Here is a 15,080-nt window from a genome sequence, read left to right as displayed (position 1 = left end):
CCATGCTGCAAGTCCAACAACTGCATCAGTACTACGGCGGCAGCCATATCCTCCGCGGCCTGTCGTTCGAGGCCAAGGTCGGCGAAGTCACCTGCCTGCTCGGGCGTAACGGCGTGGGCAAGACCACCCTGCTCAAATGCCTGATGGGCCTGATTCCGGCCAAAGAAGGAAAGGTCGCCTGGGAAGGCCAGGCGATCAACAGCTACAAGCCGCACCAGCGGGTGCACGCCGGTATCGCCTATGTGCCGCAAGGGCGCGAGATTTTTCCGCGACTGACCGTGGAAGAGAACCTGCTGATGGGGCTGTCGCGGTTTCCCGGCAGCGAGGCCAAGGTGGTTCCGGCCTTTATCTACGAGCTGTTCCCGGTGCTGCTGCAGATGAAGGATCGCCGCGGCGGCGACCTCTCCGGCGGCCAGCAGCAACAGCTGGCCATCGGCCGCGCCCTGGCCAGCCGGCCGCGCCTACTGATCCTCGACGAACCCACCGAAGGCATCCAGCCCTCGGTGATCAAGGAGATCGGCGCCGTCATCAAGAAGCTCGCCGCGCGCGGCGACATCGCCATCCTGCTGGTCGAGCAGTTCTACGACTTCGCCGCCGAGCTGGCCGACCAGTACCTGGTGATGAGCCGTGGCGAGATCATCCAGCAGGGCCGTGGCGAAACCATGGAGGCGGATGGCGTGCGCGGGCTGGTGGCGATCTAGCGGCCCCAGGCTGCAGGCGGCAAGCACGGAGCCGCATGAGCAGGTAGGGCGGGTGCAACCCGCGTGATCCGCAACGCGGGTTCCACCCGCCCTACCCCGTCGTTCCCGCGCAGGCGGGAACCCAGAAAGCCTCAGCCAGCACAGTAAAGCAGGAGTCCTGCCGCACTGCCGATAACTGGCTCCCCGCCTTCGCGGGGATGACAAGGGTTAAGCCTGTAGCCCCCGTCCCTACTGCAGCGAATCCACCAGAAAATTCAGCCGCACCGGCTGCTCGCCGCCCAGGCTGGGCAGCTCGGCCTCGTCCTTGAGACTGACCCCGGACAGCAGGCGCCGGCAGGCCTCGCGCATCAGGTACAGCAGCTTGTGCGCGGCCAGGCCGTAACTCAGGCCCTCCAGGCGCACATTGGAGATGCAGTTGCGGTAGGCATCGGTGAGGCCGACCCTGGGCGCGTAGGTGAAGTACAGGCCAAGGCTGTCCGGCGAACTCAGGCCGGGGCGCTCGCCGATCAGGATCACCACCATCTTCGCGCCGAGCAGCTCGGCCACTTCGTCGGCCACCGCCACCCGCCCCTGCTGCACCAGGCACAGCGGCGCCAGCGACCAGCCATCCGCGCTCATCTGTTCGCGCAGGCGCTGCAGGAAGGGTGCGCTGTGGCGCTGCACGGCCAGCGCAGACAAGCCGTCGGCGATGACGATGGCCAGGTCGTAGCCGTCGGCATGCTGCTCGCGGTGCTGGCGCAGCCGTTCGGCCGAAGCGGCATCCAGCCGGCGGCCCAGATCCGGGCGCTGCAGGTAGGTATGCCGGTCGGGCGCCGCGCTATGCAGCAGTAGCGGTTGCTGGCCATCGCCAGCCAGCTGGGCGGCCAGTGCGCTGCAATCCAGCGGCAGGTGCACGGCATCGCGCGCCTGCGCATGGGCGAACTGAAAGTCCAGCTGCGCGCTCGTCGGCAGGCTGGTGCCGGCACGGCCCAGGGCGATGCGCGCCGGGGTCAGGCGCCGTAGCTCCTGCCAGGGGTTGGCAATGGCCGGGCCGGGTTTGTCATCGTGCATAGGGCTTATCCGAGTTGCGCCAGGGCCTGGCGGAAGGCCGGCGGCAGGTTGCTGCCGAGGCGTACCTGGCCACCCTGCTGGTGAAGGATTTCCATGCGCTCCAGCCACGCTTCGAACTCCGGCGCCGGGCGCAGGCCGAGGGTCTGGCGAGCGTAGAGCGCGTCATGGAAGGAGGTGGTCTGGTAGTTGAGCATCACGTCGTCGGAGCCGGGGATACCCATGATGAAGTTGATCCCGGCCACCCCGAGCAGGGTCAGCAGGGTATCCATATCGTCCTGGTCGGCCTCGGCGTGGTTGGTGTAGCAGATGTCACAGCCCATGGGCACGCCAAGCAGCTTGCCGCAGAAGTGGTCTTCCAGGCCGGCGCGGATGATCTGCTTGCCGTTGTACAGGTACTCCGGGCCGATAAAGCCGACCACGGTATTCACCAGGAACGGCCGGTAGTGACGCGCCACCGCGTAGGCGCGCACCTCGCAGGTCTGCTGGTCGACGCCGTGGTGGGCGTTGGCCGACAGAGCGCTGCCCTGGCCGGTCTCGAAGTACATCAGGTTGTCGCCCAGCGTCCCACGCTTCTGCGACAGCCCGGCCTCGTAGCCTTCCTGCAGCACCTTGAGGTTGATGCCGAATCCGGCGTTGGCCGCCTCGGTGCCGGCGATCGACTGGAACACCAGGTCGACCGGCGCGCCGCGCTCGATGGCGGCGATGGAGCTGGTGACGTGGGTCAGTACGCAGGCCTGGGTGGGGATCTCGTAGCGCTGGATGATCGCGTCGAGCATCTTCAGCAGATCGGTGAGCGCGCCCAGGCTGTCGGTGGCCGGGTTGATGCCGAACATGGCGTCGCCGTTGCCGTACAGCAGGCCGTCGAGAATGCTGGCGGCGATGCCGGACGGGTCGTCGGTCGGGTGGTTGGGCTGCAGGCGCGTCGACATGCGTCCGCGCAGGCCCATGGTGTTGCGAAAGCGGGTGACCACGCGGATCTTCTGCGCCACCAGCACCAGATCCTGCACGCGCATGATCTTCGACACGGCGGCAGCCATTTCCGGGGTCAGGCCGGGGGCCAGGGCACGCAGGCTGGTTTCGTCGGCCTGCTCGCTGAGCAGCCAGTCGCGAAAGCCGCCGACGGTCAGGTGGCTGACCGGAGCAAAGGCGGCGGTATCGTGAGTGTCGATGATCAGCCGGGTGATCTCGTCGCTCTCGTAGGGAATCAGGGCTTCATTCAGAAAATGCTTGAGCGGGATATTGGCCAGCGCCATCTGCGCGGCGACGCGCTCGGCATCGCTGCCGGCAGCCACACCGGCCAGGTAGTCGCCGGAGCGGGCTGGGCCGGCCTTGGCCATGACCTCGCGCAGACTGTCGAAACGCCAGGTCTGGTGGCCTACCGAATGAGCAAAAGTGGCCATGACTGGGCTCCTCGTTGTTACAGAAACAGAGTTGTTGCAGAAACAGGTGTGTTGCACGAACAGGCGCCCGCCGTTGCCGGCGGGCGCGGGTGGATCAAGGTTGCAGCAAAGCGTCGGCCGGTACCGAGTTGCGCTGCGCACCGGTGAACAGGAAGTACACCATGCCGACGGCCATCAGGCCGAGGAACAGCAGGGCGATGGTGCCGTTGAACCAGACCATCGCGGCCAGGCACACCAGCGCCAGCACCAGGGCGATACCCGGCACCAGCGGATAGCCCGGCGCCTTGAAGCTGCGTTCCAGGTTCGGTTCGCTCTTACGCAGCTTGAACAGGCTGAGCATGCTCATGATGTACATGACGATGGCGCCGAACACGCTCATGGTGATCATCGCCGCGGTCAGGCCCATGCCCTGCAGGGCGATCAGGCCGTCGCTGTAGATGGCTGCGATGCCGATCAGGCCGCCGACGATGATGGCGCGGTGCGGGGTGTGGAAGCGCGACAGCTTGGCCAGGGCCGGCGGCAGGAAGCCGGCGCGAGCCAGGGCGAAGAACTGGCGCGAGTAGCCGAGGATGATGCCGTGGAAGCTGGCGACCAGGCCGAACAGGCCGATCCACACCAGCATGTGCAGCCAGCCGGAGCTTTCGCCGACCACGGTTTTCATCGCCTGCGGCAGCGGGTCGTTGATCCCGGACAGGGCCTTCCAGTCGCCCACGCCACCGGCCATCACCATCACGCCCATGGCCAGGAACACCAGGGTCAGGATGCCGGCGATATAGGCACGCGGGATGGTGCGTTTCGGGTCTTTCGCCTCTTCGGCGGCCATGGCCGCGCCCTCGATGGCGAGGAAGAACCAGATGGCGAACGGGATGGCGGCAAAGATCCCGGCCACCGCCGGCATGCCGAACACTTCGCTACCGGCCCAGCCGTTGAGCACGAAGTTGCTGAAGCTGAAGCCCGGCGCGACCACGCCCATGAACACCAGCAGCTCGACCACCGCCAGCACGGTGACCACCAGTTCGAAGGTGGCGGCGATGCTGACGCCGAGGATGTTGAGGGTCATGAACACGATGTACGCCCCTACCGCCGCCAGCCTCGGGTCGAGCCCGGGGAACTGCACGTTGAGGTAGGCGCCGATGGCCATGGCGATGGCCGGCGGGGCGAAAACGAATTCGATCAGGGTGGCCAGGCCGGCGATCATCCCGCCGGTGGGGCCGAAGGCACGCAGGCTGTAGGCAAAGGGGCCGCCGGCATGGGGAATCGCCGTGGTCAGTTCGGTGAAGCTGAAGATGAAGCAGCTGTACATGGTCGCCACCAGCAGCGTGGTGACCAGGAAGCCCAGGGTGCCCGCCGTACCCCAGCCATAGCTCCAGCCAAAATATTCCCCGGAAATCACCAGACCCACCGCAATGCCCCAGAGGTGCAAAGTGCCGAGGGTTGGTTTTAGTTTCGCTGTCGTCATTAGTAATTCCTCGGTTGAGAGCCGCACGGCTCGAACAGACCAAACGTCGATCGCTTGGCGAGGATAGCCAACGTCCTGCTGCCGAGACTTGACCTTGCAAACTCCGCGCACAGCTGCAGAGTCAAGTCGCCGAACGGCCTGCAGAGCGCTCTGCGACGGGCTTTTGCGCCAACCCGGTGCAAGCCGCGACTAGCCCGCCCCAAGGCGATGCAGAATCATCCGGTGCCAACTGAAAGAGGCGGATGGCAGAGCGGCGCAAAGTCGAGGCATGACTATTGCTATGTCAGCTTCATCTCCACTCGACGACGCGCCGCGCATGTCCCTGAACATTGCCCATCCGCTGGCCCTGAGCGCCAATCCGGCCGCCAACCTTGGCGTGCTGTCGGCTGCCGCCAGCGGCCTGGATCAATGCATCGGCCGGCATGGCGGCGATGTGGATCGGATCTTCGGCGTGGCCGGTATCGACCCCGAGCTGCTGCAGCACCCGACCCTCAGCCTGAGCCTGAGCAACTACTGCAAGGTGCTTGAGGAAGCGGCGGTGCAGTCCGGCTGCGACAACTTCGGCCTGCACTACGGCCAGCAATTCCAGCCGCGCGCCCTCGGCCTGCTCGGCTATGTCGGGCTGTGCTCGGAGACCCTGGAACAGGCGCTGCGCAACTTCGCCCAGGCCTTCCCCTTCCACCAGCACGACACCCTGATCCGCCTGGTGGATATCGGCGAGTGCTACCGCTTCGACTACCAGGTGCGGCATCCGGCGATCCTCGACAAGCGCCAGGACGCCGAACTGACCATGGGCATGGCGCTCAACCTGCTGCGCCATGTGCTGGGCCCGAGCTGGGCGCCGCGCGCCGTGCTGTTCGAGCATGCCCGGCCGGAAGGCTGGCGCGAGCACCAGCAGGTGTTCGACGCGCCGGTGCTGTTCGACCAGCCGTGCAACGCCCTGCTGGTGCCCAAGCGCGACCTGCTCGGCCAGCTGATGCCCGAGCGCGACCCGGTGTTGCTGATGCTGGTGCAGGATGCCATCCAGCGCCTCGGCGCCCAGAGCCAGCACAGCCACAGCCTGGTCGACCAGGCCCGCGGCCTGCTGCGCGACGCCCTGCCGCTGGGCGAACCGGGCCTGGAGCAGCTCGCCGCCGGCCTCGGCCTCAGCGGCGCCGGCCTGCAGCGCCGTCTGCGCGAACAGAACCTCAGCTACTCGGCGCTGATCGACCAGGTACGCCGCGAGCTGGCCCTGCACTACCTGCGCCGGCGCCTGCCGGTCAGCGAACTGGCGCCGCTGCTCGGCTACTCGGAAACCAGCGCCTTCTCCCGAGCCTTCCGCCGCTGGTTCGACACCAGCCCGCGGCAATGGCTGCAGGCACCTACAGCCTGAACCTATGCAGCCATTCGTCAGCGCGCTATACACTGGCGCACCGCTCGCCCCGGCTGGATGCCTTCGATGAACGCCCCCGTTAGCCCCACTCTCTTTACCCCCGCCTGGCACGCCGAGCTGGAGCTGGCCTATGCCCGCCAGCAGGACTGGACGCGCCCGATCCTGCGCCGCCACCTCGGCCCGCTGCGCGTACAGAAGCACCTGCACGCCGAAGGCCCACAGGTGTGCCAGCACATCATCGTGCATCCTCCGGCCGGCATCGCCGGGGGCGACAGCCTGAATATCAGCGCCAGCGTCGGTGAGCAGGCCTGGGCCCAGCTGACCAGCCCCGGCGCCGCCAAGTGGTACCGCGCCGCCTGCCCGGCGCACCAGCAGGTGCAGCTGCGCGTGGCCGCCGGCGCCACCCTGGAATGGCTGCCGCAGGAAACCATCGTCTATTCCGGCGCCCAGGCCGAGCTGAGCACCCGCATCGAGCTCGAAGGCGACGCGCGCCTGTGCTACTGGGACATGGTCGCCCTCGGCCGTCCGGCAGCCTGCGAACGCTTCGACCTCGGCCACTTCCAGTCCGCCCTGGATATCCGCCGCGACGGCCAGCTGCTGTGGCACGAGCGCCAGCGCGTAGTCGGTGGCGACGGCCTGCTCGACTCACCCATCGGCCTGGCCGGCCAGCCGGTATTCGCCACCCTGCTGATCACCGGCGAGATCGACGCCGAACTGCTGGAACGCTGCCGCGAGCTGCCCTGCGCCGGCCGTGGCGACCTCAGCCAATTGCCCGGCCTGCTGGTCGGCCGCTGCCTGGCTAGCGAGGCGCTGCACGCCCGCGCCTGGCTGATCGAACTCTGGCGCCTGTTGCGCCCTGCCCTGCTCGGCCGTGAGGCCGTGCCCCCGCGAATCTGGAGTACCTGATGGATCTTTCGCCCCGCGAGAAGGACAAGCTGCTGATCTTCACCGCCGGCCTGGTGGCCGAGCGCCGCCTGGCCCGTGGGGTCAAGCTCAACTACCCGGAAGCCATGGCGCTGATCTCCGCCGCCCTGCTCGAAGGCGCCCGCGACGGCCGCACGGTGGCCGAGCTGATGCATTACGGCACCACCCTGCTGAGCCGCGAGCAGGTGATGGAGGGCGTGCCGGAAATGATTCCGGAAATCCAGATCGAAGCCACCTTCCCCGACGGCACCAAGCTAGTGACCGTCCACCAACCAATTGCCTGAGGAAATCGTCCAATGTCTACTGCGCTTGCCCATGCTGCGTTGCAAGCCGGCTCGGATTGCTCATTGACAGACGTCAACTGCGCATCCTCGCCGACTTGCGCCTTGCCTGAGCTGCGCTCGCTACGACCTTGAACGACTTCCTGGAGACCCTGAAGAATGATCATTCGCGACGCAGCCGAGGCCGACCTGCCCGCCCTGCGCGACATCTTCAACGACGCGGTGCTCAACACCACCGCGATCTGGATGGACAACGTGGTCGACCTGGCCAACCGCCAGGCCTGGTTCGCCGCCCGCGCCCAGCAGGGCTACCCGATCCTGGTGGCCGAGAACGCCGCAGGTGAAGTGGTCGGCTACTCCTCGTTCGGCGACTGGCGCCCCTTCGACGGCTTCTGCCACACCGTCGAACACTCGGTCTACGTGCGCGCCGATCAGCGTGGCAATGGCCTCGGCCCGCTGCTGATGAGAGCGCTGATCGAGCGCGCCAAAGCCTGCGGCAAACACGTGATGGTCGCCGCCATCGAGAGCGGCAACGCCGCCTCGATCCGCCTGCACGAACGCCTCGGCTTCGTCACCACCGGGCAGATGCCACAGGTGGGCCGCAAGTTCGGCCGTTGGCTGGATCTGACCTTCATGCAGCTGATCCTCACCCCGGAGCGCAGCGCACCATGATGCCGCTGATCCAGCGCCTCGGCGTCCACGACTTCGCGGCCCATCGCGCCGGCCTGATCGAGCTGCTGCTGGATGCCGTAGCCCATGGCGCCTCGGTGGGTTTTCTCGCCGACCTCGACCAGGCCGAGGCCAACGCCTATTTCGACCAGGTGCTGGCCGGCCTGGGTGATGGCTCGCTGCTGCTCTGGGTCGCCGTGGCTGACGGTCGCGTACTGGGCAGCGTGCAGCTGGGCCTATGCCAGAAGCGCAACGGCCGCAACCGTGCCGAGGTGCAGAAGCTGCTGGTACACAGCGGCGCCCGCCGGCGTGGTATCGCCCGTGCGCTGATGCTCCAGCTGCAGGGCGAAGCCGCTGAACTCAAGCGCGGCCTGCTCTATCTGGATACCGAAGCCGGCAGCGCTGCCGAACCCTTCTACCAGGCCCTGGGCTACACCAGCATCGGCGGCCTGCCCGACTACGCCTGCGGCCCGGACGGTACCTACCGGGCCAACGCCATCTACTACAAGACCCTGTCGAGGCCCCAGCCATGATTCCCGGCGAATACCAGATCCAGGACGGCGAGATCGAACTCAACGTCGGCCGCCGCACCCTGCGCGTGACCGTGGCCAACAGCGGCGACCGGCCGATCCAGGTCGGCTCGCACTTTCACTTCTTCGAGACCAATGACGCACTGGCCTTCGAGCGTGAGCCCACACGGGGCATGCGCCTGAATATCGCCGCCGGCACAGCCGTGCGCTTCGAGCCGGGGCAGTCGCGCGAGGTGGAGCTGGTCGAGCTGGCTGGTGAGCGCCGGGTATTCGGCTTCGCCGGACGGGTGATGGGCGATCTTTAGGGCCCCTCACCCCGGCCCTCTCCCAAGGGGAGAGGGAGACATGCAACCCGCCACGGCGGGAATGAGCCAGCGCACCGGACGCCCCCTCTCCCCCCGGGAGAGGGCTGGGGTGAGGGCGATATTGAGCACGGATCAATTCAGGAGTCCCGATGAAAATCAGCCGCCAAGCCTATGCCGACATGTTCGGCCCCACCGTCGGCGACAAGGTGCGCCTGGCCGATACCAACCTGTGGGTCGAGGTGGAGAAAGACTTCACCACCTACGGCGACGAAGTGAAGTTCGGTGGCGGCAAGGTGATCCGCGACGGCATGGGCCAGAGCCAGCTGTGCGCCAAGGACGTGGTCGACACGGTGATCACCAACGCGCTGATCATCGACCACTGGGGCATCGTCAAGGCCGACGTCGGTCTCAAGGGCGGACGCATCGCCGCCATCGGCAAGGCCGGCAACCCGGACATCCAGCCCGACGTCACCATCGCCATCGGCGGCGCCACCGAAGTGATCGCCGGCGAGGGCATGATCCTCACCGCCGGCGGCATCGACACCCATATCCACTTCATCTGCCCGCAGCAGATCGAAGAAGCCCTGATGAGCGGCACCACCACCATGATCGGTGGCGGCACGGGCCCGGCCACCGGCACCTTCGCCACCACCGTCACCCCGGGGCCGTGGCACATGGCGATGATGCTCAAGGCCGCCGACGCCTTCCCGATGAACATCGGCTTCACCGGCAAGGGCAACGTCTCGCTGCCCGAGCCGCTGATCGAGCAGGTCAAGGCCGGCGCGATTGGCCTCAAGCTGCACGAGGACTGGGGCACCACGCCGGCGGCAATCGACAATTGCCTGAGCGTCGCCGACCAGTACGACATCCAGGTGGCGATCCACACCGATACCCTCAACGAATCCGGCTTCGTCGAAACCACCCTCGGCGCGTTCAAGAACCGCACCATCCACACCTACCACACCGAGGGCGCCGGTGGCGGCCACGCGCCGGACATCATCAAGGCCTGCGGCTTCCCCAACGTGCTGCCCAGCTCGACCAACCCGACCCGGCCGTTCACCCGCAACACCATCGACGAACACCTGGACATGCTGATGGTCTGCCACCACCTCGACCCGAGCATCGCCGAGGACGTGGCCTTCGCCGAATCACGCATTCGCCGCGAAACCATCGCCGCCGAAGATATCCTGCACGACCTCGGTGCCTTCTCGATGATCAGCTCCGACAGCCAGGCCATGGGCCGCGTTGGCGAGGTGATCACCCGCACCTGGCAGACCGCCGACAAGATGAAGCAGCAGCGCGGCGCCCTGCCGGGCGACGGCCCGGGCAATGACAACTTCCGGGTCAAACGCTACATCGCCAAGTACACCATCAACCCGGCCATCACCCACGGCATCAGCCACGAAGTGGGCTCCATCGAAGTGGGCAAGTTCGCCGACCTGGTACTGTGGCGCCCGGCGTTCTTCGGGGTGAAGCCGACGCTGATTCTGAAGGGTGGCGCCATCGCCGCCAGCCTGATGGGCGACGCCAACGCCTCGATCCCGACGCCACAGCCGGTGCACTACCGGCCGATGTTCGGCAGCTATGCCGGCATGCTGCACGCCACCAGCCTGACCTTTATCAGCCAGGCGGCCATGGACGCCGGAGTGCCACAGCAGCTCGGTTTGCAGAAGCAGATCGGCGTGGTCAAAGGTTGCCGCTCGGTGACCAAGGCCGACCTGATCCACAACGACTACCTGCCGGACATCGAGGTCGACCCGCAGAACTACCAGGTGAAAGCCGACGGCCAACTGTTGTGGTGCGAGCCGGCCGAAGTGCTGCCGATGGCACAGCGCTATTTCCTGTTCTGAGCCTGGCACGACCGGTCATCCTCCAGCCTCGCCGCGGTGCACGGCGAGGCTAGAGTTAAGCGACAGCCTGTCGAGGATGACCGCCATGTCCAGCTCATCATTGCCTTTGTCCGCCCTGGTCTGCGCCGTGCTGTTCAACCCCTGGGCCAGCGCCGAAACCCTGGTACCGCTCAACGGCCAGACCCAGCAGCAGATCCAGAGCGATATCGCCAGTTGCCAGAGCCAGTCCGCCAGCAGCTCCTCCAGTAGTAGCAGCACCAGCGGCGGCGGGCGCCTGCGTGGCGCGGCGGTGGGCGCCGCGGCTGGTGCTGCCGCCGCCGAGGTACGCGGCCAGCGCCACGAAGAGGCCTACGACCGGGTGGATGACGATGTGAAGCAGGAGTATCGGCAGAACCAGGCACGCGAAGCGGCGGCAGCCGGCGTGGTGGTCGGCGGTTCGCGGCAGCGCCGGGAAAGACGTGAAGACCGGCGCAACGACCAGGCCGCCCAGAGCAGTTCCGGCCAGGCCTACGTCAACTGCATGAGTGCGCGCGGTTACTCGATCACCCCCTGACCGGCACTCCAGGCCCGCCCGGGCCACAACAGGCTCGATGCCGTGGCGCCCACCAGGCAACTATGCTTGCGGCTACAACCTCACGGAACGCGTGCCGGTGCTTCGCCCACAGCTGTTTCTGTTCGCGGCGCCGGCAGCCTTCGTGGTTTTTCCCACGCAAGTCGCGTGGAGTCGGATAAGCTGCCGCCGACCACTGCCTGAGACCATCACCATGAGAGCCCGCCTGGCTTTCCTCTGTCTGCTCCACATCAGCCCCGGACTGGCCCTGGCGGACGACAGCATCACCGTAGCCTGGCGCAACAAGGCGCCCTACCACTACCTGGAGCAGGGTGTCGAACAGGGTTTTTTGCTGGAGCGTGCACGGCTGATTTTCGCCACGGCGGGCATCACCACCCAGTTCGTCCAGCAGCCGGCCAAGCGCATCTGGCACAGCTTCGAGCAAGGTACGCCACGCTACTGCTCCTTCGGCTGGTATCGCCTGCCCGAGCGCGAGCGCGTCGCCCAGTTCAGCCTGCCCTTTCATACCGATCCGCCGCAGATAGCCCTGGTCAGCACGGCGGCACTGCCGGCCCTGCGCGCCCACGGCAGCTTCGCCGCCCTGCTGCGAGACCCGCAGATCACCCTGGGCCTGGTCGACGGGGTTTCCTATGGCGCCAGTCTCGATCGCCTGATCGCTGGCAGCGCCAACCAGATCGAGCACGCCACGGTCGAGCCGACCGTGATGATGCGCATGGTCGCCGCACACCGGGTCGACTACATGCTCGCCGACCAGGCCGACTGGGATTACCTGCGCCAGCACGAAAGCGATCTGGACGGCATCGCCGAGCAGCATTTCGCCGATATGCCGGCGGGGCTGGAACGCTACATCGTCTGCAGCAAGGATGTGCCGGCCGAGCAGATGGACAGGATCAACCGCGCCATAAAACAGACACCGCACTGAGACAGGGCCGGGCTCAACGCAACTGGCTGTCCTTGCTGCAGCGCCGGTTGTAACCACTGACCGCCTGCTGCTCCTTGTCGTGCTCGCTCTGACACTTCACACACAGACGCACGCCAGGCACGGCCTGGCGGCGCGCCTCGGGTATCGCGGCACCGCACTCTTCGCAGTGCGTCAGGCTCTCGCCACGCGGCAGCTGGCTGCGCGCGCGGGCCACGGAATCTTCGATGCTGCTGTCGATCTGTTCCTGCACCGCACCATCGCTGGTCCATCCACCGGCCATGGGTTTCTCCACTGCGAACTGGGTCTGCTGCAGATATGCGCCGTGGCGCCGGGCTTTGCAAGCCGGATGCTTCCCTCAGCGACGGACGACTATGCTTGCAGCTAGATCCACGGGGAGGACGCCGATGGCCCTGTCACGCCTGCTGCTGGTCAGCCTGCTCAGTTGCTGCGCCCTGTGTGCACAGGCGGAAACCCTGGTGGCCATCGACAACGCCAACCCGCCGTTCATGTACCAGGATGGCGAGCAGGCCCGCGGCCTCTACCCACTGCTGCTGCAGGCGCTGTTCGCCCGCGTCGGCGAACCGGTGGCGATCCACCCGATGCCCTGGAAGCGCGCCCTGCTGCGCGGCGCCAACGGCGAACTGGGCATCGCCGGGATCTACCGCACTAGCAAGCGCCTGGAAGTGTTCGACTACTCGGCGCCGCTGTTCGAGGAAAAGCTGCTGCTCTATGTGCGCAAGGACAAGGTCTTCGCCTTCCGCCAGCTGAGCGACCTGTATGGCAAGAAGATCGGGGTGATCCGCGGCTGGAGTTACACCGAGGCGTTCGACCAGGCGGTGCGCGAAGGCCGCATACATATCGAGGAAGGCAGCGCCGATGCGGCCAACCTGCGCAAGCTGGCCTCGGGCAGGCTGGATGCGGTGCTGGCCATCGAACTGGCCGGCCAGCACATCATCCAGCAACCGGGGCTGGAAAACCTGGTCGCGCTGGCACAGCCGCTGAGCATCAACCCGACCTACCTGGTGTTCGCCAAGCAGGCCCAGCAGCAGGAACTGCTGCAGCGCTTCAACCAGGCCCTGCAAGACATGCAGCAGGACGGCTCGCTGCAGGTACTGGTGCAGCAGGTCATGCAGGCCCAATAACAACCTGCCGACGATCTCGCGAGCGAGGGATCGTAGACCGGCTCTGGCACTGGGTTATTCCTTGACGTCCATATACTCGCGGGCCCAGACGATGTAGTCCTCGGGCTGGGTGTACTTGTGCGTCAGCTCGGTGGCGTTGAGGTCGCTGGCGGCGATGCCGCGCTGCTCGCGCAGGCAGTCGTAGGTGGCCTTGATCGCGGCGAAGTAGGCGGCATGGCCATCGACCACGATGCGCACGCCGAGGCTGGCCAGGCGCGCGTCGTCGCGCAGCGAGGGGTTGCCGTAGCTGACCAGCATCAGCGGCACGCTGAGATGCTCGGCGATCTGCTCCAGGTGCGCGAAGTCGCGCACGCCGACCATGCAGATGGCGTCGGCCCCCGCCTCTTCGTAAGCCCTGGTGCGGCGGATCACTTCGTCGACCTCCAGCACCCCGGCGTTGGTACGGGCGATGATCGCCAGATCCGCATCGACCCGCGCCTCCAGCGCCGCGCGGATCTTGCCGACACCCTCATCGACGCCGATCAGGTCGGTGGACTTGCGGCCGAACTGGGCTGGCAGCAGGGTGTCCTCGATGGTCAGCGCGGCGATGCCGGCGCGCTCCAGTTCGACCACTGTGCGCATCACGTTGAGGGCGTTGCCATAGCCGTGGTCGGCATCGGCGATCACCGGCAGGCGGGCGACGCGGCCGATGCGGGTGGCCTGCTCGACGAACTCGCTGAGAGTGATCAGGGCGAAGTCCGGTGCGGCGAGAACTTGTAGTGAAGCTACAGAGCCACCCAGAATCCCCACCTCGAAACCCAGGTCGGCAGCGATCCGCGCCGACATTGGATCGAATACAGATGCCGTGTGATAGCAGGAATTACTTGCCAAAAGAGCGCGAAATTGCGCACGTAGATCGTGATGGGAAGCTCTTTGCATGGTCTGCACTACAGGTCGTTGTCTATTCTCGATGGCCAATTATGTAGCAAAACTACAAAATCATCCATGCACCGACCGCCGATATACGCCGGTCAGCTTGCACGATGCTTTCAACACCTGCGGCTCCGACAGCGGGCAGGCATGGCCAGGCACACTGGCCACCAGGACGCTCGGCATACGCAGGGAAAGGGCAGCCGGCTCTCAGGGCTGACCGGCCTCGGGCAGCCAGCGCTGGCGAATGCGCTGCAGGCTGCCGTCGCGCTGCATGCCATCGAGCTGGCGCTGCCACTCGGCCACCAGGGCCTTGTCGGTCTGCATGGAGAAGGCGATGTAGTAGTCGGATTTCATGAACGCCAGGTGACCCTGCACTTCCTCCGGAGTCAGGCCGCCGCTGGCCAGTTCCTCGCGCAGGGTCACATCCTCGGTGGCGATCAGCTTGACCCGGCCGAACTTGAGCATGGTCACCATCTGCTTGGAGCTGGGCACCCCGTACAGGTTGGTGAAGCCCATGCGCTGCAGGGTCTCGTAGGTGTACCACTGTTTGGGCAGGGCCAGCGGGCCGCTGCGGGCCGCTTCTTCCAGATTGTTGATCTGCAGGTGGCTGGAGCGCAGCGAGTAGAAGCGGGTGGAACCCTGCAGGATCGGCCCGACCCACTGGAACAGCGCTTCGCGCTCGGCGGTACGCACCATGGCAAACAGCGCCGTATCGGCCTCGTGCTTGACCAGGTGATAGCCGCGGGTCCAGGGCAGCAGCTCGATATGCGCCGGCCGGCCGGTACGTCGGATCAGCTCTTCGACCACCGCCACCGAGTAGCCCTCGGGCTTGCCGTCGTGCAGGTAGCTGGTCGGCGGCGCCTGCTCGGTCAGCAGCAGCAGGTCGGCCGCCGCCAGACCGGGCAACAGTAGCGCCGTCAATAGACCCGCCAGCAGCCCTGCACGCATCGTCCATCCCTCCTCGCTCAGCACAGCCTAGCCGCTTGCACGCC

At 66.5% G+C, this 15,080-nt stretch carries 17 protein-coding genes; 11 read left to right on the top strand and 6 right to left on the bottom strand.

Annotation, left to right across the window (positions count from 1 at the left end):
- Positions 1–2 precede the first annotated feature (2 nt).
- Complete coding sequence (urtE, locus tag A9179_RS04340; protein ID WP_187804625.1) at positions 3–701, top strand: urea ABC transporter ATP-binding subunit UrtE; 699 nt, start codon at positions 3–5, stop codon at positions 699–701.
- A gap of 228 nt (positions 702–929) precedes the next feature.
- Here urtE and eutC read toward each other — a convergent pair whose 3' ends face one another.
- From eutC to eat, 3 genes are all read right to left on the bottom strand, one after another.
- A complete protein-coding gene (eutC, locus tag A9179_RS04335) occupies positions 930–1,751 on the bottom strand; it encodes an ethanolamine ammonia-lyase subunit EutC (protein WP_187804624.1) in 822 nt (273 codons plus the stop codon).
- Positions 1,752–1,756: 5 nt separating this feature from the next.
- The gene (locus tag A9179_RS04330) at positions 1,757–3,151 is read right to left on the bottom strand and encodes an ethanolamine ammonia-lyase subunit EutB (protein ID WP_187804623.1); all 1,395 of its coding nucleotides are present in this window, start codon (positions 3,149–3,151) and stop codon (positions 1,757–1,759) included.
- A gap of 94 nt (positions 3,152–3,245) precedes the next feature.
- Positions 3,246–4,610: an ethanolamine permease gene (gene eat, locus A9179_RS04325; protein WP_187804622.1), complete on the bottom strand. Its 1,365-nt coding sequence runs from the start codon at positions 4,608–4,610 to the stop codon at positions 3,246–3,248.
- A 316-nt stretch (positions 4,611–4,926) separates the two neighbouring features.
- Here eat and qhpR point away from each other — a divergent pair, with 316 nt between their 5' ends.
- The 9 genes from qhpR to A9179_RS04280 all read left to right on the top strand — a co-directional run bounded on the left by qhpR (position 4,927) and on the right by A9179_RS04280 (position 12,034).
- Entirely contained in the window at positions 4,927–5,982 is a 1,056-nt protein-coding gene (gene qhpR, locus A9179_RS04320; protein WP_187804621.1) for an AraC-like transcriptional regulator QhpR, read from the top strand.
- Positions 5,983–6,048: 66 nt separating this feature from the next.
- Positions 6,049–6,888: an urease accessory protein UreD gene (locus A9179_RS04315; protein WP_187804620.1), complete on the top strand. Its 840-nt coding sequence runs from the start codon at positions 6,049–6,051 to the stop codon at positions 6,886–6,888.
- Positions 6,888–7,190 carry an urease subunit gamma gene (gene ureA, locus A9179_RS04310; RefSeq protein WP_187804619.1) on the top strand — a complete coding sequence of 101 codons (303 nt, stop codon included), beginning with the start codon at positions 6,888–6,890 and terminating at the stop codon, positions 7,188–7,190. The genes A9179_RS04315 and ureA overlap by 1 nt, the downstream gene beginning before the upstream one ends.
- 156 nt (positions 7,191–7,346) lie before the next feature.
- The gene (locus A9179_RS04305) at positions 7,347–7,859 is read left to right on the top strand and encodes a GNAT family N-acetyltransferase (protein ID WP_187804618.1); all 513 of its coding nucleotides are present in this window, start codon (positions 7,347–7,349) and stop codon (positions 7,857–7,859) included.
- Positions 7,856–8,389 carry a GNAT family N-acetyltransferase gene (locus tag A9179_RS04300; RefSeq protein WP_187804617.1) on the top strand — a complete coding sequence of 178 codons (534 nt, stop codon included), beginning with the start codon at positions 7,856–7,858 and terminating at the stop codon, positions 8,387–8,389. Before A9179_RS04305 ends, A9179_RS04300 begins: the two co-directional genes overlap by 4 nt.
- On the top strand, positions 8,386–8,691 hold the full coding sequence (locus A9179_RS04295; RefSeq protein WP_187804616.1) for an urease subunit beta: 306 nt from the start codon (positions 8,386–8,388) through the stop codon (positions 8,689–8,691). The genes A9179_RS04300 and A9179_RS04295 overlap by 4 nt, the downstream gene beginning before the upstream one ends.
- 149 nt (positions 8,692–8,840) lie before the next feature.
- On the top strand, positions 8,841–10,541 hold the full coding sequence (gene ureC / locus A9179_RS04290; RefSeq protein WP_187804615.1) for an urease subunit alpha: 1,701 nt from the start codon (positions 8,841–8,843) through the stop codon (positions 10,539–10,541).
- 85 nt (positions 10,542–10,626) lie between these two features.
- Entirely contained in the window at positions 10,627–11,094 is a 468-nt protein-coding gene (locus A9179_RS04285; protein WP_187804614.1) for a YMGG-like glycine zipper-containing protein, read from the top strand.
- Positions 11,095–11,305: 211 nt separating this feature from the next.
- Positions 11,306–12,034 (top strand): substrate-binding periplasmic protein, encoded by a 729-nt coding sequence (locus A9179_RS04280; RefSeq protein WP_187804613.1) that lies wholly within the window; start codon positions 11,306–11,308, stop codon positions 12,032–12,034.
- A gap of 13 nt (positions 12,035–12,047) precedes the next feature.
- On the opposite strand, the gene A9179_RS04275 is transcribed toward A9179_RS04280, so the two are convergent.
- Positions 12,048–12,314 (bottom strand): DksA/TraR family C4-type zinc finger protein, encoded by a 267-nt coding sequence (locus A9179_RS04275; RefSeq protein WP_187804612.1) that lies wholly within the window; start codon positions 12,312–12,314, stop codon positions 12,048–12,050.
- A 124-nt stretch (positions 12,315–12,438) separates the two neighbouring features.
- Here A9179_RS04275 and A9179_RS04270 point away from each other — a divergent pair, with 124 nt between their 5' ends.
- A complete protein-coding gene (locus A9179_RS04270) occupies positions 12,439–13,176 on the top strand; it encodes a substrate-binding periplasmic protein (protein ID WP_187804611.1) in 738 nt (245 codons plus the stop codon).
- A gap of 54 nt (positions 13,177–13,230) precedes the next feature.
- On the opposite strand, the gene A9179_RS04265 is transcribed toward A9179_RS04270, so the two are convergent.
- Positions 13,231–14,094 (bottom strand): isocitrate lyase/PEP mutase family protein, encoded by an 864-nt coding sequence (locus tag A9179_RS04265; protein ID WP_187804610.1) that lies wholly within the window; start codon positions 14,092–14,094, stop codon positions 13,231–13,233.
- A gap of 201 nt (positions 14,095–14,295) precedes the next feature.
- Complete coding sequence (locus A9179_RS04260; protein ID WP_187804609.1) at positions 14,296–15,036, bottom strand: substrate-binding periplasmic protein; 741 nt, start codon at positions 15,034–15,036, stop codon at positions 14,296–14,298.
- Positions 15,037–15,080 lie beyond the last annotated feature (44 nt).

The sequence above is a fragment of the Pseudomonas alcaligenes genome, assembly GCF_014490745.1.
Lineage (GTDB): Bacteria > Pseudomonadota > Gammaproteobacteria > Pseudomonadales > Pseudomonadaceae > Aquipseudomonas > Aquipseudomonas alcaligenes_C.
Note: the sequence above shows the minus strand (reverse complement) of the source record. Positions and strands in the feature narration are given on the sequence as shown.

Coding starts and splice junctions, on each gene's coding strand:
- A9179_RS04285 (WP_187804614.1), top strand. CDS start 10,627: ATGTCCAGCTCATCATTGCCTTTGTCCGCCCTGGTCTGCGCCGTGCTG.
- eutC (WP_187804624.1), bottom strand. CDS start 1,751: ATGCACGATGACAAACCCGGCCCGGCCATTGCCAACCCCTGGCAGGAG.
- A9179_RS04275 (WP_187804612.1), bottom strand. CDS start 12,314: ATGGCCGGTGGATGGACCAGCGATGGTGCGGTGCAGGAACAGATCGAC.
- A9179_RS04300 (WP_187804617.1), top strand. CDS start 7,856: ATGATGCCGCTGATCCAGCGCCTCGGCGTCCACGACTTCGCGGCCCAT.
- A9179_RS04305 (WP_187804618.1), top strand. CDS start 7,347: ATGATCATTCGCGACGCAGCCGAGGCCGACCTGCCCGCCCTGCGCGAC.
- A9179_RS04270 (WP_187804611.1), top strand. CDS start 12,439: ATGGCCCTGTCACGCCTGCTGCTGGTCAGCCTGCTCAGTTGCTGCGCC.
- A9179_RS04260 (WP_187804609.1), bottom strand. CDS start 15,036: ATGCGTGCAGGGCTGCTGGCGGGTCTATTGACGGCGCTACTGTTGCCC.
- ureC (WP_187804615.1), top strand. CDS start 8,841: ATGAAAATCAGCCGCCAAGCCTATGCCGACATGTTCGGCCCCACCGTC.
- A9179_RS04315 (WP_187804620.1), top strand. CDS start 6,049: ATGAACGCCCCCGTTAGCCCCACTCTCTTTACCCCCGCCTGGCACGCC.
- ureA (WP_187804619.1), top strand. CDS start 6,888: ATGGATCTTTCGCCCCGCGAGAAGGACAAGCTGCTGATCTTCACCGCC.
- urtE (WP_187804625.1), top strand. CDS start 3: ATGCTGCAAGTCCAACAACTGCATCAGTACTACGGCGGCAGCCATATC.
- A9179_RS04295 (WP_187804616.1), top strand. CDS start 8,386: ATGATTCCCGGCGAATACCAGATCCAGGACGGCGAGATCGAACTCAAC.
- qhpR (WP_187804621.1), top strand. CDS start 4,927: ATGTCCCTGAACATTGCCCATCCGCTGGCCCTGAGCGCCAATCCGGCC.
- A9179_RS04265 (WP_187804610.1), bottom strand. CDS start 14,094: ATGCAAAGAGCTTCCCATCACGATCTACGTGCGCAATTTCGCGCTCTT.
- A9179_RS04280 (WP_187804613.1), top strand. CDS start 11,306: ATGAGAGCCCGCCTGGCTTTCCTCTGTCTGCTCCACATCAGCCCCGGA.
- eat (WP_187804622.1), bottom strand. CDS start 4,610: ATGACGACAGCGAAACTAAAACCAACCCTCGGCACTTTGCACCTCTGG.
- A9179_RS04330 (WP_187804623.1), bottom strand. CDS start 3,151: ATGGCCACTTTTGCTCATTCGGTAGGCCACCAGACCTGGCGTTTCGAC.